Origin of the sequence: Streptomyces alkaliterrae, from assembly GCF_007097205.2 — a bacterium.
Lineage (GTDB): Bacteria > Actinomycetota > Actinomycetes > Streptomycetales > Streptomycetaceae > Streptomyces > Streptomyces alkaliterrae.
Genome location: NZ_VJYK02000139.1, coordinates 1 through 14,043, shown reverse-complemented (window position 1 = coordinate 14,043; position 14,043 = coordinate 1). Strand labels below are relative to the sequence as shown.

15 protein-coding genes are annotated in these 14,043 nt (G+C 73.2%); 5 read left to right on the top strand and 10 right to left on the bottom strand.

The genetic code is table 11. The features are described 5' to 3' along the window. The first annotated feature begins 134 nt into the window (after nt 1-134). Nucleotides 135-563 (top strand): organic hydroperoxide resistance protein, encoded by a 429-nt coding sequence (locus FNX44_RS14690; RefSeq protein ID WP_143648684.1) that lies wholly within the window; start codon nt 135-137, stop codon nt 561-563. Between the two features lie 97 nt (nt 564-660). Here the strand turns inward: FNX44_RS14690 and FNX44_RS14685 are convergent, their stop codons facing one another. Both FNX44_RS14685 and FNX44_RS14680 read right to left on the bottom strand, forming a co-directional pair. Beyond that, nucleotides 661-1,677 carry a zinc-dependent alcohol dehydrogenase gene (locus FNX44_RS14685; protein WP_143648683.1) on the bottom strand — a complete coding sequence of 339 codons (1,017 nt, stop codon included), beginning with the start codon at nt 1,675-1,677 and terminating at the stop codon, nt 661-663. A gap of 203 nt (nt 1,678-1,880) precedes the next feature. Next, complete coding sequence (locus FNX44_RS14680) at nt 1,881-2,801, bottom strand: GDSL-type esterase/lipase family protein (protein WP_143648682.1); 921 nt, start codon at nt 2,799-2,801, stop codon at nt 1,881-1,883. Between the two features lie 324 nt (nt 2,802-3,125). Between FNX44_RS14680 and FNX44_RS14675 the strand changes: the two genes are divergently transcribed. Continuing rightward, nucleotides 3,126-3,620: a DUF3145 domain-containing protein gene (locus FNX44_RS14675; RefSeq protein WP_143648681.1), complete on the top strand. Its 495-nt coding sequence runs from the start codon at nt 3,126-3,128 to the stop codon at nt 3,618-3,620. 79 nt (nt 3,621-3,699) lie between these two features. Here FNX44_RS14675 and fabF read toward each other — a convergent pair whose 3' ends face one another. The 5 genes from fabF to FNX44_RS14650 all read right to left on the bottom strand — a co-directional run bounded on the left by fabF (nt 3,700) and on the right by FNX44_RS14650 (nt 8,609). Continuing rightward, entirely contained in the window at nt 3,700-4,965 is a 1,266-nt protein-coding gene (gene fabF / locus FNX44_RS14670) for a beta-ketoacyl-ACP synthase II (protein ID WP_143648680.1), read from the bottom strand. Nucleotides 4,966-5,050: 85 nt separating this feature from the next. Next, on the bottom strand, nt 5,051-5,299 hold the full coding sequence (locus FNX44_RS14665; protein WP_143648679.1) for an acyl carrier protein: 249 nt from the start codon (nt 5,297-5,299) through the stop codon (nt 5,051-5,053). A 41-nt stretch (nt 5,300-5,340) separates the two neighbouring features. Then, complete coding sequence (locus FNX44_RS14660; protein WP_143648678.1) at nt 5,341-6,345, bottom strand: ketoacyl-ACP synthase III; 1,005 nt, start codon at nt 6,343-6,345, stop codon at nt 5,341-5,343. Between the two features lie 16 nt (nt 6,346-6,361). After that, a complete protein-coding gene (locus FNX44_RS14655; protein WP_143648677.1) occupies nt 6,362-7,291 on the bottom strand; it encodes an ACP S-malonyltransferase in 930 nt (309 codons plus the stop codon). A gap of 94 nt (nt 7,292-7,385) precedes the next feature. Further along, on the bottom strand, nt 7,386-8,609 hold the full coding sequence (locus FNX44_RS14650; RefSeq protein WP_407699175.1) for a PucR family transcriptional regulator: 1,224 nt from the start codon (nt 8,607-8,609) through the stop codon (nt 7,386-7,388). A gap of 105 nt (nt 8,610-8,714) precedes the next feature. On the opposite strand from FNX44_RS14650, the gene FNX44_RS14645 reads away from it, so the two are divergent. Then, on the top strand, nt 8,715-9,434 hold the full coding sequence (locus tag FNX44_RS14645; protein WP_143648675.1) for a pirin family protein: 720 nt from the start codon (nt 8,715-8,717) through the stop codon (nt 9,432-9,434). Nucleotides 9,435-9,456: 22 nt separating this feature from the next. Here the strand turns inward: FNX44_RS14645 and FNX44_RS14640 are convergent, their stop codons facing one another. Next, nucleotides 9,457-10,272 carry a serine hydrolase domain-containing protein gene (locus FNX44_RS14640; protein WP_143648674.1) on the bottom strand — a complete coding sequence of 272 codons (816 nt, stop codon included), beginning with the start codon at nt 10,270-10,272 and terminating at the stop codon, nt 9,457-9,459. 84 nt (nt 10,273-10,356) lie between these two features. Here FNX44_RS14640 and FNX44_RS14635 point away from each other — a divergent pair, with 84 nt between their 5' ends. Together FNX44_RS14635 and FNX44_RS14630 are read left to right on the top strand one after the other, a co-directional pair. Next, nucleotides 10,357-10,830: a MerR family transcriptional regulator gene (locus tag FNX44_RS14635; RefSeq protein ID WP_143648673.1), complete on the top strand. Its 474-nt coding sequence runs from the start codon at nt 10,357-10,359 to the stop codon at nt 10,828-10,830. Then, nucleotides 10,827-11,885, top strand: coding sequence for an aldo/keto reductase (locus tag FNX44_RS14630; protein ID WP_407699174.1), 1,059 nt, complete (start codon nt 10,827-10,829; stop codon nt 11,883-11,885). The genes FNX44_RS14635 and FNX44_RS14630 overlap by 4 nt, the downstream gene beginning before the upstream one ends. A 27-nt stretch (nt 11,886-11,912) precedes the next feature. Here FNX44_RS14630 and FNX44_RS14625 read toward each other — a convergent pair whose 3' ends face one another. Both FNX44_RS14625 and FNX44_RS14620 read right to left on the bottom strand, forming a co-directional pair. After that, nucleotides 11,913-12,809 (bottom strand): DUF4429 domain-containing protein, encoded by an 897-nt coding sequence (locus FNX44_RS14625; protein ID WP_143648672.1) that lies wholly within the window; start codon nt 12,807-12,809, stop codon nt 11,913-11,915. A gap of 56 nt (nt 12,810-12,865) precedes the next feature. Next, nucleotides 12,866-13,981: an alpha/beta hydrolase gene (locus FNX44_RS14620; RefSeq protein ID WP_143648685.1), complete on the bottom strand. Its 1,116-nt coding sequence runs from the start codon at nt 13,979-13,981 to the stop codon at nt 12,866-12,868. Between the last annotated feature and the right edge of the window lie 62 nt (nt 13,982-14,043).

The window sequence follows — 14,043 nt, the reverse complement described above, 5'->3', positions numbered from 1 at the left end:
CCCCACCCGCAGTACTCCAACCCGCACCCCCCACCGCGCCGCAGACGCCCACCGGCGCGGGCACTACACTTCGTCCGGGCCGACGGGGTCGTGGGCGCGAGCCCCCCGGCCGTACTTCCTTTTGGAGGATCCGTATGTCCATCCAGCCCCTCGACGTCCTCTACACCGCCGTGGCCACCGCGGAGAACGGACGCGACGGCAAGGTCGCCAGCGACGACGGCAACCTGGAGGTCGTCGTCAACCCGCCCAAGCAGATGGGCGGCAGCGGCGCAGGCACCAACCCCGAGCAGCTCTTCGCCGCCGGATACAGCGCCTGCTTCCAGGGCGCGCTCGGCGTCGTGGCCCGGCAGACCAAGGCCGACATCTCCGGCTCGACCGTGACCGCCTCGGTGGGCATCGGCAAGACGCCGGCCGGCGGCTTCGGTCTGCAGGTCGCGATCTCGGCGACCATCCCGAACGTCGACGAGGCCACCGCGCGCGAGCTGGTGGAGAAGGCGCACCAGGTGTGCCCGTACTCCAACGCGACGCGCGGCAACATAGAGGTGACGATCTCCGTCGGCTGAGCCGCCGGTCCGGGAACGCACGCACTGACGGGTCCGCCGTCGGCTTGGCCGGCGGCGGGCCCGTCGGCGTGCTCGGGGCGTGAACGCGCCCGCCCGGTCAGGGGCGCAGGAGCACCTTCGTGTGTTCGGGGGAGGCGTCGTCCAGGAGCGGCAGGGCGCGGGCGAAGTCGTCGAGGGGCAGTTCGTGTGTGATCAGCCGGGCCAGGTCGAGCCGACCGGTGCGGAAGGCGCGGACGGCGTGCGCCCACGACGCCGGGGTGGCACCGGGGGCGGACCGCAGGGTCAGTTCGTGCTCGGTGAGGACCACCGGGTCGAGGCCGTGGCCGTCCGCCTCGACCGGTCCGGCGAGCACGATCCGGCCGCCGGGCAGCGCGAGCCGGCAGGCGTCGGTGAGACCGGCCGCCGGGCCGCCGGCCACCAGCACCAGGTCGCAGCGGCCGTACAGCGGATCGGCCTCGGTGGGCAGCAGGGCGTCGGTGGCGCCGAGGGTGAGCGCGTGCTCGGCGCGGCGCAGCCACGGGTCGAGCACGTACAGGGCGGCCGGCGAGTAGGCGGCGAGCAGGGCGACGGCGAGCAGGCCCGTCATGCCGGCGCCGACCACCGCGATCCGGTCGCCCGGCCGAGGCCGGCCGCCGAGTACGGCGGCGGCGGCGCCCGCGGCGGGTTCCAGCAGCGCCGCGGCGCGCAGGTCGGCCGTGTCGTCCAGCGGGTGGAGCGACCGCGCGGGAGTGATCAGCACGTCCGCGCAGCCGCCCGGTTCGGTGTAGCCGGTGAGCGCCACACCGGCGGCGCAGCCGGTCGCGCCCTGCCGGCAGCGTTCGCAGACCTGGCAGGTGCGGACGGCCTCGCCGACCGTGCGGCGGCCCAGCAGGCCCGGGTCCACGCCGTCGCCGACGGCCTCGACCGTGCCGGACCACTCGTGACCCGGGGTGACCGGGTAGCGGGCCCGGTCGGGTGGCCGTACCCCCTCGTACAGTTCGAGGTCGCCGCCGCACAGCCCGACCGCGTGCACCGCGATCCGCGCCTCGCCCGGCCCCGGCTCGGCGACCGGGCCGGCGACCAGACGGTGCTCACCGGGCTTGTCGACGACAAGCGCGCGTACGGTTCTGGCCACGTGTCCCTGCTTTCGTCGCTTCTGTCGTGCGTGCTGCGCCACCCCCGTCTGGTGCGCATTCTCCCGTCCGTGTAGGACGGGGATAAGCGGGGAGGGGGCGGCGCCGGGAGCGTCAGGGAGCGCGCCGGGTGTGCGCGGTGGGTCGTGTGTGCCGGCTGTGCGCCCTGGTGCCCCGGGGCACCAGGGCGGGCGGGACCAGCGGCTCAGGCGGGCGCGGTGATCGCGCGGTGGGCGACCCGGGCGAGGATCTGCTGGCCGCGCTTGCTCGGGTGGAAGTAGTCCCAGCGGCTCAACTCCGAGACCTCGAAGGGGTACTCGTGCACCGCGCCGCCGTCGTGCCGGCAGCGCGCGTCGGTCTCGCAGACCTCCTTGAGCACGGTGTTGTACTCGGTCACCCGGGCGGCCACCGCGCCGCGCCGCTTCTCGTCGGCCGGGCTCTTCGACAGCGGGTCCTGCAGCATCGACTGGCAGACGCCCATCTGCCACACGTTGCGCGCCGCCTCGACCTTGCTGCCCTCGCTCCACAGCCGCCGCAGGTCGGGGATGCTCGCCACGAACAGCTGGGTCTCGGGGAGTTCGGAGCGCAGGGTGCCGACGGCGCGCTTGAGGTCGCGCCGGAAGGACGCGGTGGACGTCATCTCCGCCGGCTTGTCGGCGCAGGCGTCGTTGGCGCCGATCAGGATGGTGACGAGCTCCGGCTTGTCGGCGACGGCCTTGGCGGCCTGCCCCGGCAGGTCGGCGACGACGGCACCGGAGACGGCGTGGTTGAAGGCCCGGCCGGTCGGGTCGGAGAGCAGGCGCCGGGCGAGGCTGTCCACGGCCGGGTCCGTACCGGTCGCCCAGGAGACCTCCGGGCAGTCGGCGAGCAGCTTGCAGGAGTCGAAACCGGTGGTGATGGAGTCGCCCAGGGCGGCGACTGAAGCCGGGCTGGGGTTCCAGCGGGGCGCGGAGCGGGCCGCCGCCTCCGAGCCGGCGGTCTTCCCGGACGCGTCGCGCGCGGACGGCGAATCCGCCGGCGCGTCCGACGAGCCGCCACAACCCGCGGTGAACGCGAGCGCCGCCACGATCGCCAACGCGCCGGTCGCGCGCCCCCGTCGTCCGGCCGTGCGCCTGCCCGAATCCATGCGCTGTTCCCCTTCGTCCTGATTCCGACGGGCCCTACTCGTCGGTACTCGTCGGTGTAGTTGAGACCGTACGACACCGCGCCGCCGTTCCCTACACCTCGGCGTGAGTACGTTTCGACCGAATCGATGGCCCGGGACACCCTTTTCCGTCACGCTGCGTGCTGCTTGGGTGCAATTTAAGCGAAATGGTGTTTACTGTTCGTAACTCGGAAGCTGGTGTGCGCCGCGCTGATGGGGCAGAATGTCAGGCTCCGCCGATGCCTTACCGGCAGGGACGTTGAGGCCGCTGGGGAAGGCGAACCTCAGACCGCACGGGAGGCCCCGGTGACGACACGTGGAGTCCTGTACGTACACTCCGCGCCACGCGCGCTGTGCCCGCACGTCGAGTGGGCGGTCGCGGGTGTCCTCGGCGCGCGCGTCAACCTCGACTGGATCAAGCAGCCCGCCTCGCCCGGCACTTGGCGTGCCGAACTGTCCTGGCAGGGCGACCCGGGGACGGCCTCCAAACTCGCCTCCGCGCTGCGGGGTTGGCATCTGCTCAGGTTCGAGGTGACGGCCGAGCCGTGCGCCACGGCGGAGGGCGAGCGCTACAGCTCCACGCCCAGCCTCGGCATCTTCCACGCCGTCACCGGGATACACGGCGACATCCTCATCCCCGAGGACCGGCTGCGGGCCGCGTTGGCGCGCGCCGAGGCGGAGGGCGCGGTGCTCGCCGACGAGTTGCACAAGCTGCTGGGCAAGCCGTGGGACGACGAGCTGGAGGCGTTCCGCTACGCCGGGGAGGGCGCGCCGGTCCGCTGGCTCCACCAGGTGGTGTGACGCAAACGTGGAACGGGCGGGCTGACCCGAGGTCAGCCCGCCCGTTCCGTCGTGTCGGACGGCCGTTGACGACGTGCGGTCAGATCGTCCGGAACGCCAGCACCACGTTGTGGCCGCCGAAGCCGAACGAGTTGTTCACCGCGGCGATGGTGCCCCGCGGCAGCTGCCGTGCCTCGCCGCGCACGACGTCGGCGTCGACCTCCGGGTCGAGGTCGTCGACGTTGATCGTCGGCGGCGCCGTCCGGTTGTGCAGCGCCAGCACGGTGGCGACCGTCTCGATACCGCCGGCGCCGCCCAGCAGATGGCCCGTCATGGACTTCGTCGCGGAGATCGCCACGTGGTCCAGCTCGTCGCCGAGCACCTTGCGGAGCGCCTTGATCTCGGCCACGTCGCCCTGCGGGGTGGAGGTGGCGTGCGCGTTGAGGTGCGCGACCTCGGCCGGCTTGAGATCGGTGCTGTCGAGCAGGTTCTGGAGCGCGGCGGCGATGCCGCGACCGGTCGGCTCGGGCTGGGCGATGTGGTGGCTGTCAGCCGACAGGCCCTGGCCCAGCGCCTCGGCGTAGATCCGCGCGCCGCGCGCCCGGGCGTGCTCGGCGGACTCCAGGACGACGATGCCGGCGCCCTCGCCGAGAACGAAGCCGTCCCGCGCGGTGTCGTAGGGACGCGACGCGCGCTGCGGCTCGTCGTTGTTCTTGGACATCGCCATCATGTTGGCGAACGCCGCCACCGGCAGCGGGTGGATGGCGGCCTCGGTGCCACCGGTGATCACCACGTCGGCGCGGCCGGTGCGGATCATCTCGATGGCGTAGCCCACCGCTTCGGCGCCGGAGGCGCAGGCGCTGACCGGGGAGTGCACGCCGGCCCGCGCGTTGACCTCCAGACCCACGTTGGCGGAGGGGCTGTTGGGCATCAGCATCGGCACGGTGTGCGGGGACACGCGGCGGGCGCCCTTCTCCCGCAGCACGTCGTACTGGTCGAGCAGTGTGGTGACGCCGCCGATGCCGGAGGCGACGACCGCGCCCACCCGGTCGGGGTCCACCTGGTTGCCCTCGTCGCCGGCGCGGCCCTCGAAGCCGGCGTCGGCCCAGGCCTCGCGGGCGGCGATCAGCGCGAACTGCGCCGAGCGGTCCAGCTTGCGGGCGAGCGGGCGGGCCAGCTGCTCACCCGGCTCGACCGCCGCGCTCGCGGCGATGCGGACGGGAAGCTCGGCGGCCCATTCCTGTTCGAGGGGTCGCACGCCGGATCTGCCGGCGATCAGCCCCTGCCACGTCGAAGCGCTGTCGCCACCCAGCGGTGTGGTTGCGCCGATACCGGTGACGACCACGGTGCGATTGGTCGCGTTCACGGGATTCTTGTCTCCACGGTTAGAGGGTGTGCCATCTGCCCACCTCGGACACGCCGGGTGGCGACAGACGCTCGGATCAGGCTTGTCAGCCCTGGTGCTTGAGGATGTAGTCCACGGCGTCGCCGACGGTCTTCAGACCCTTGACGTCGTCGTCCGGGATCTTGACCTCGAAGCGCTCCTCGGCGGCCACCACGACCTCGACCATGGACAGCGAGTCGACGTCCAGGTCGTCGGTGAAGGACTTGTCCAGCTGGACGTCCTCGGTCGGGATGCCGGCGATCTCGTTGACGATGTCGGCGAGGCCTTCCAGGACCTGCTCGCTGGTGTGGGCCATTTGTGGCACTCCTTAGTGGTGATGGTGATGAGTGAAACGGACTAGGGGAGGGTAACGACCGCTGCCGCGTACACGAGACCCGCCCCGAACCCGATGACGAGCGCCGTGTCGCCGCTCTTGGCCTGCCCGGTCGCCAGCATGCGTTCCATGGCAAGCGGGATCGAGGCGGCCGAGGTGTTGCCGGTGAACTCCACGTCGCGGGCGACCGCCACGTGCTCCGGCAGTTTGAGGGTCTTCACCATCGAGTCGATGATCCGCATGTTCGCCTGGTGCGGGATGAAGACGTCCAGGTCGTCCGCCGTGATGCCGGCCGCCTCCAGCGCCTGCTGGGCGACCTTGGCCATCTCGAAGACGGCCCAGCGGAAGACCGTCTGGCCCTCCTGGCGGATCGCCGGGAACTTCTCCACCGTGCTGTCACGGTAGTCGTCCCACGGCACGGTCTGGGTGATGGCGTCGGCCTTGTCGCCCTCCGAGCCCCACACGGTCGGGCCGATGTGCGGCTCGTCCGAGGGGCCGACGACCACGGCGCCGGCGCCGTCGCCGAACAGGAACGCGGTGGAGCGGTCGGTGAGGTCCGTCAGATCCGAGAGCCGTTCGACGCCGACGACCAGCACGTGCCGCGCGCTGCCTTCGACGACCAGGCCCTTGGCGATCGTCAGCCCGTAGCCGAAGCCGGCGCACGCCGCCGAGATGTCGAACGCCGCCGCCTTCCCGGCGCCGAGCCGGTGGGCGATCTCGGTGGCGACCGACGGTGTCTGCTTGAAGTGCGAGACAGTCGAGATGACCACCGCGTCGATCTGGTCGGCGGTCAGCCCCGCGTCGGCGATGGCCTTGCCGGCCGCCGACAGCGTCATCTCGGTGACGGTCTCGTCCGGGCCCGCCCAGTGCCGGGTGGCGATACCGGAGCGGGAACGGATCCACTCGTCCGAGGAGTCGATGTGCTTGAGGATCTCCTCGTTCGGCACCACCTGCTGCGGGCGGTAGCCGCCGACGCCGAGGATCCTCGCGTACGGGGAGCCCTTGGCTGGCTTGATCTTCACGGTCATCTCGCGCGGCTCCTCATCAGGCGGCGCCGTGCTCGGCGAAAAGCGCCCGCGCGGCTTCCAGGTCGTCGGGCTTCTTCAGCGCCACCCGCTGCACACCGGGCATGCCGCGCCGGGCCAGACCGGTCAGCGTGCCGCCGGGGCAGACCTCGATCATCGCGGTCGCGCCGCGCTCGGCGAGGGTCGCCATGCACAGGTCCCAGCGGACCGGGTTGGCCACCTGGCCGACCAGCCGCTTCAGCAGCTCGCCGCCGTCGGTCACGACCTGGCCGTCCTTGTTGGAGACGACCGGCAGCCGCGGGGTGCCGGCGGTGATCGGCTCGACGGCCTCCGCCAGCGACGCCACGGCGGGCGCCATGTGCTCGGTGTGGAAGGCGCCGGCCACCTTGAGCGCGCGGATCTTGGCGCCCTCCGGCGGCTCCTCGTTCAGCGCGGCGAGCTGTTCCATCGTGCCGGCGGCGACGATCTGGCCGGCGCCGTTCATGTTGGCCGGGGTCAGCCCCAGCTTCTCCAGATGGGCGACGACGGTCTCCGGGTCGCCGCCGAGCACGGCCGTCATGCCGGTCTCGGTGACGGCGGCGGCCTCGGCCATCGCCAGGCCGCGTCGGCGCACGACGGTCAGCGCCTGCTCGTCGGTGAGCACACCGGCGATCGCCGCGGCGGTCAGCTCACCGACGCTGTGGCCGGCCACGGCGCCCAGCGGCGCCGAGTCGGTGTCCTCACCGAGAAGCGCACGGGCGGAGATCAGGCCGGCGGCGACCAGCAGCGGCTGGGCGACGGCGGTATCGGTGATCTCCTCGGCGCCGGCCGTGGTGCCGTAGCGGACAAGGTCGAGACCCACCGCGTCGGACCACGCGCCGAGCCGGTCGGCGACACCGGGGAGTTCCAGCCATGGGTTCAGGAAGCCGGGCGTCTGAGCGCCCTGGCCGGGAGCGACGAGTACGAGCACTCTCACACTCTCTCGTGTCAGGCGAGGTCCCCGCCCGTGGGGACGGAGACGAAGAACGGTCGGGTGAATTGTGAACCTTCGACAAAGCGCCCCCTCAGGGGGTCGCCGCCTCCTCGCCATCGAGGAGACGCCCCAGAATCAGCGCGATACGCAGCGTAAACGCCGAACGTACGTCGGAGGGAGACCATCCGGTGACGTCCGTCACACGTCGCAGCCGGTAGCGCACGGTGTTGGGGTGGACGAAGAGCATCCGTGCGGCGCCCTCAAGGCTGCTCGCCTGCTCCAGGAAGACGCTCAGCGTCTCCAGCAGAGCCGAGCCGGCCTCCTCCAGCGGTCTGTAGATCTCCTCCACCAACAGCGTGCGCGCCGTCGGATCGCCGGCCATCGCGCGCTCCGGGAGGAGGTCGTCGGCGAGCACCGGTCGCGGTGCGTCCGGCCAGGCCGGGCAGGCCCGCAGTCCGGCCGCCGCCGCCTGCGCGGAACGGGTCGCCGACAGCAGGTCGCCGACCACCGGGCCGGCCACCACCGGGCCCGCCGCGAACGGCCCGATCAGGGACTTCGCCGCCTTCAGCGGATCGGGCGTGCCGCCGGCGATCACCACCAGCCGACTGCCGAGCACTCCGGTGAGGACCTGCAACTTCGCCTGCCGGGCGGCCCGCCGGATCGCCTCGACCGTCAGTTCGCTGTCCCCGTCGGGCGCCGTGCCCAGCACCACCGCGACGTGCTCGGGCGCGTTCCAGCCGAGCGCCGCCGCCCGGGAGACCGTGCCCTCGTCGGCCTCGCCGGAGAGCACCGCGTTGACCACCAGCGACTCCAGCCGGGCGTCCCAGGCGCCGCGCGCCTCGGCGGCCTGCGCGTACACCTGGGCCGTCGCGAAGGCGATCTCCCGCGCGTAGACCAGCAGCGCCTCCCGCAGCACCGACTCGTCGCCGGGGGCCGCCACCTCGTTGATCGCGGTCTCCATGACCTCGATGGTCGTGCGGACCATCTCCACGGTCTGCCGCAGTGTGATCGCCCGCGTCAGCTCCCTGGGCGCGGTGCCGAACACGTCGGTGCTGATGGCCTGCGGTGTCTCCGGGTGGCGGAACCACTCGGTGAACGCGGCGATGCCCGCCTGCGCGACCAGCCCGATCCAGCTGCGGTGCTCGGGCGGCATCGCGCGGTACCAGGGGAGCTGGTCGTCCATCCGCGCGATGGCGGCGGCGGCCAGCTTGCCTGAGGAGTGCTCCAGCCGCCGCAGGGTGGCGGCGTGCGGATGCTCGGCGGACGGGTTCGGCGTGGGCTCAGCGGGTTCGGGCACGGGACAAGCCTGCCTTATCGGGAGCGCCGGGCGGGAACGGGGTGCGGGGACCGCCCGCCGACTGGTCGGCGGCGGCCGACGTACCGCACCGGCGGGTGCCCGCCGGCGCAGTACGGTTGCCGCATGCTTCAGGCGCAGCTTCAGGTGCAGAGGGCCGACGACCGCTACCGGGGCGGCGACCCGCCGGCCGGGATCGACACCCGGCACGCGTTCTCCTTCTCCGGCCACTACGACCCGGACAACACCGGCTTCGGACTGCTCGTCGCCTGCAACGAGGAACGGCTCGCGCCGGGCGCCGGCTTCGCCGAACACCCGCACCGGGACCTGGAGATCGTCAGCTGGGTGCTGGAGGGCGAGCTGACCCACGAGGACTCGACCGGACGCACCACCACCGTCCGCCCCGGCGAACTGCAGCGGCTGAGCGCCGGCAGCGGCGTGCGGCACGTCGAGCGCAACGCGGGCGGGGCGCCGCTGCGCTTCCTCCAGATGTGGCTGGTCCCCGGCGTCTTCGGGCGGCGACCCGAGTACGAGGTGGTGCGGGACGGCACGGTCGGCAAGGGGTACGCCCTGCCGGGCACCGACGCGCGGCTGAGTGTGCACCGCCCGCGCGCGGGGGAGCGCGTGACGCTCCCGCCCGCCCCCTTCTGCTATCTGCACGCGGTGGCCGGTCGGCTGACGATCTCCGGCGCGGAGTCCGCCACCCTGGCCCCGGGCGACGCCGCCCGGCTGCGGCGCGGCCCGGAACCCCTGGACCCGTGGGGGCCGACGGTGACGACCGTCACGGCCGAGGAGAACGCCGAGTTCCTGCTGTGGGAGATGGGCGGCGAGCCGACGTACGGCTGAGCACGGCCCGGGGCGGCGGGCGTCAGCCGCGCAGCTCGGCGAGGACCGCGTCGGTGAACGGCGGCCAGGCCTCCACGGCCCACGGCCCGAAGGCCCGGTCCGTCAGTGCCACGCAGGCGGCGCCCGCGTCCGGGTCGACCCACAGGAACGTGCCCGACTGGCCGAAGTGGCCGAACGTGCGCGGTGAGGAGTGGGCGCCGGTCCAGTGCGGCGACTTGCCGTCGCGGATCTCGAAGCCCAGCCCCCAGTCGTTGTTCGCCTGGTTGCCGTAGCCGGGCAGCACACCGCGCAGCCCCGGGTACACCACGGCGGTCGCCTCCGCGACGGTCCGCGCCGCGAGCAGCGCGGGCGCCTGCACCTCGGCGGCGAACGCGGCCAGGTCGGCGGCCGTGGACACGGCGTCCTTGGCGGGCGAGCCGGTCAGCTCGGTGTCCGCCATGCCGAGCGGTTCGAGCACCGCCTGGCGCAGGTACTCCGCGAACGGGATGCCGCTGGCCTTGGCGAGGTGGTCGCCCAGCACCTCGAAGCCGGCGTTGGAGTACAGCCGGCGGGTGCCCGGCTCGGCCATCGTGCGGTGCTCGTCGAAGGCGAGACCGGAGGTGTGCGCGAGCAGGTGGCGCACGGTCGCCCCGGGCGGACCGGCCGGCTCGTCGAGTTCGACGGCGCCCTCCTCGACCGCCACCAGCGCCGCGTACGCGGCCAGCGGCTTTGTCACCGAGGCGAGGGGGAAGCGGTGGCGCTGCGGGCCGTGCGCGCCCGCCACCGTGCCGTCCGCCCGTACGACCACCGCGGCGGCGGTCTCCACGGGCCAGTTGTCGATGATCCGCAGGCTCTCCATGGTCCCCGAGCCTACCCACCGTCCCCCTGGCCGGCGCCGACGGGACTTGCCTGGAGTGCACTCCAACCTTCTAGCGTTCCCGACATGAGCCAGACACCACAGGGGATTTGCTGTCCGGCACCGCGCCCCGTGCCGGTCGAGGGACCGCCGGCCGCCGGGACCGGCGGGCGCTACACGATCAGCGAGGTCGCCGAGCGCACCGGGCTGAGCGCCCACACGCTGCGCTGGTACGAGCGGATCGGTCTGATGCCGCACATCAACCGCTCGCACACCGGCCAGCGCCGCTTCTCCGACCGCGACCTGGTCTGGCTCGACCTCGTCGGCAAGCTGCGGATGACCGGGATGTCGGTCGCGGACATGGTCCGCTACGCCGAACTCGTCCGCGCCGGCGACCACACCTATCCCGAGCGCAGACGGCTGCTCGCCGCCACCCGCGAGGACGTACTGCGCCGCATCGACGAACTGCGCGGCACCCTCGCGGTGCTCGACGTCAAGATCGCCCACTACACCGGCAACGAGGACACCCCCGCGGTGTCCGAGGAGGCAGCGACATCGTGAACCACCCGACCACCCCCGCAACCACCGGAACCACCGGAACCGGCCTGCCCGCCGTGCGTCTGGGCGGCGACTCGTCGAGGGGCCCGGACGTCAGCGCGCAGGGCCTCGGCTGCATGGGCATGAGCTTCGCCTACGGCCCGACCGACCAGCGCTCCGCCCGCGCCACCCTGGAACACGCCCTGGAACTGGGCGTCACCTTCTACGACACCGCCGACATGTACGGCTTCGGCGACAACGAACGCTTCCTCGCGCCCTTCGTGCAGGCGCACCGCGACGAGCTGGTGCTGGCCACCAAGTTCGGCATCGTGCTGGACCGCGACGACCCGTCGGCGCGCGGGGTGCGCAACGACCCGGGCTATCTGCGGCAGTGCCTGGAGGGCAGCCTGACCCGGCTCGGCGTGGACAGCGTCGACCTGTACTACCTGCACCGCAAGGACCCGGCCGTGCCGATCGAGGACACCGTCGCGGCGATGGCGGAGCTGGTGCGGGAGGGCAAGGTGCGGCACCTGGGGCTGAGCGAGGTGACCGGCGACGAACTGCGGGCCGCGCACGCCGTGCACCCGATCGCGGCCGTCCAGTCGGAGTGGTCGCTGTTCAGCCGGGACGTGGAGCGATCCGTCGTACCGGCCGCCGCCGAACTCGGCGTCGCGTTTGTTCCCTACTCCCCGCTGGGACGGGGCTTCCTCACCGGCGCGTTCAGCGACGCCGGGAGCGAGCTGAGCGAGGGCGACTACCGCAGGACCGTCCCGCGCTTCACCGGGGACCACGCGCGGGAGAACGCCGGGCTGCTGGAACCGCTCCGGCGGATCGCCGAGCAGCGCGGCGTGACCCTCGGCCAGGTGGCGCTCGCCTGGGTACACCAGCGGGCCGCCGCGCACGGACTGCCGGTGGTGCCGATCCCCGGCACCCGCCGACCCGAGCGGGTGGCGGAGAACACGGCCGCCGCGCGGCTGGAGCTGACGGCCGGGGAACTCGCGGCGCTGGAGCCGATCGCCGCGCGGGTCGCGGGGGACCGCGCGGCCGACATGTCGCTCACCAGCGCGGCCCGGGAGTGAGACCCGCTTCGGCCACTGGTCCGCTGCTCACAGCTCGGCGAGCAGTTCGGCCTTCTTCCCGGCGAACTCCTCGTCGGTGAGCAGCCCGGCGCCGTGCAGCTCGCCGAGGTGGCGGATGCGCTCGGCTATGTCCGCGGGGTCGGCGCGCACCGAGGCGGCGGGGACCCGGCGGGCGACCTGGACGGGGGGCTTGTCGCCCGCCGGGTTCGTCTCGGCGGCCCGGATCGCCGCGAGCACCGCGGCCGCCAGCGGCAGCGACTCGTGCACCAGCCCGTAGCCGAGTCCGAAGACGACGGCCGCCGGGTCGTGGTCCGGTTCGCCGGGGCGTTCGGCCGGGTCGACGCCGCGCGGCAGCAGCCGCAGATAGCCGTTGAACAGTTCGGGCGAGCGCCACTCCACCCCCTCCAGCTCGCTGACGGGGAACGTCTGGTCGCCGGCCTTCCACTTGGCAGACGAGGCGCCCGTCCAGAACCAGCGGAACGACACCGCGGTGCCGTCGAACGACGCCTTGCCGTCGTAGGCCTTGAACTGCAGCGGCGCGGCCGGGGGTTCGACAAGGTGGCGGTCGGCGGGGGATTGGGCGTCGGGGCCGAGCGCGCGGGTCAGCTCGTCGGCGTAGTACTCGGCGAGCGTGCTCTTCTCGGCGGGCAGCACCAGCGCGTACGGGTCGCAGCGGGCGCTGAGCTGTCCGTTGGCCGCCTCCAACAGCGGGTCGGCGCCGACTCTGGGCCGCGCGCGCAGGACGATCGTGCCGCGCTTCCCGCCCGGGACGACCTCCGCGCCGCTCAGCGCCTCGTAGGGGATGCGCCGCTGCCCGAGCACGTGGAACAGCTTCGGCGTGCGGATCCCCCGTTCGAAGCGGATGAGCACGGAGTCGGCGTCGAACTCCCAGTTGGAGTGTGTTCCGTCCAGTACGTCACCCATGCGGCCCATCGTATGCGCCGTGTGGGCGGTCCTGCCCTGTGGTGGACTCCGCGCGTTCAGCGCGTCTCGACGGAACCGTAACTACCGGTTCCGACGGCGGTCAGGTTGCGCAGGCTGCCGGTGCCGGGCAGGAAGTAGTCGGAGTGCCCGGTGGCCCCGCCGGTGGCCAGTCTGCGGGCGCCGAAGCGCGGTTCCACCGGGTCGTCGCCGTGGCCGAGGCCGCCGAAGTTCAGATGCGGTACGTCGGCGATCCAGTCGCCGTCGGCGCGCATCGCCCACAGCGTGCGGTGCCCGCCCAGCGCGGCGGCGCTCCTCAGCCGCATGCCGGGGCTTCCGGCGACGGCCACGTCGGTGACCCGGGCCGGGGCGTCCGGGCCGGCGAGTCCGCAGACCACCGAGCCGTAGCTGTGGCACAGCAGCGCGACCGTCGACCGGCCGGGCAGCGCCGCCAGCAGCCGGTTGAGGCGTCCGGCGCCCTCGCGGGCGAGGTCGCCGGTGGCGGCGTCCATGCTCACCCCGCGCGGCGTGGTGTAGTCCGCCCAGGCGATGACCGCCGTACGCACGCCGGGGGCCAGCGTCCTGCTGCGTTCGTAGACCGCCTGCGCCATGCCCACGGGGGCGGTGTAGCGCAACGCCGTGCGCTGGAAGGTCAGCAGGTCGGTGTCGACGCCGGGCACCACGACCACCACCCGGTCGGCCCTTCGCAGGTCCCCGAACACCTCGGCGGCGCGACCCCGACCGGTCGGGTCGAACGCCAGGATCTGCCGTCCGGGCTTGGACATCGAGCGGAAGCGGTTCATCCGGCGGCCGGCGTCGTGCTGGCCGGCCGCGCTCAGCCGGGTGTCGTTCGTGCGTGCGCGTTCGGTGTCCGCCATGTCCCGCAGCGCGATCCGGTTCGCCCGGTAGCGCAGCTTCAGCGGGGCGCCGTCGAGGTTGCCGACCACCAGCGGGTGCCGCTCGGCCAGCTCCGCGCGCTGCCGCTCGGTGAGGGAGCCGAAGAAGCCGCGGATCTCGCCTGGCGGCGCGTTGGGCGCCGGTAGCGCCCGGCCTGCGACGGTGGCCGAGGACCAGTCGAGCAGCGCGGCGTCCTGCGCCGAGGGCGCGGCCGGCCGGCTCTGGACGGCCGTCCAGCCGGCAGTGGCCAGCAGTACGAAGACGACGCCGAGTGTCATCACGATCCGCCACGCGGAGAAGTGCCGCCGCTCGGGCGTCCGCCCGCCCTGCCCCCTCCGCC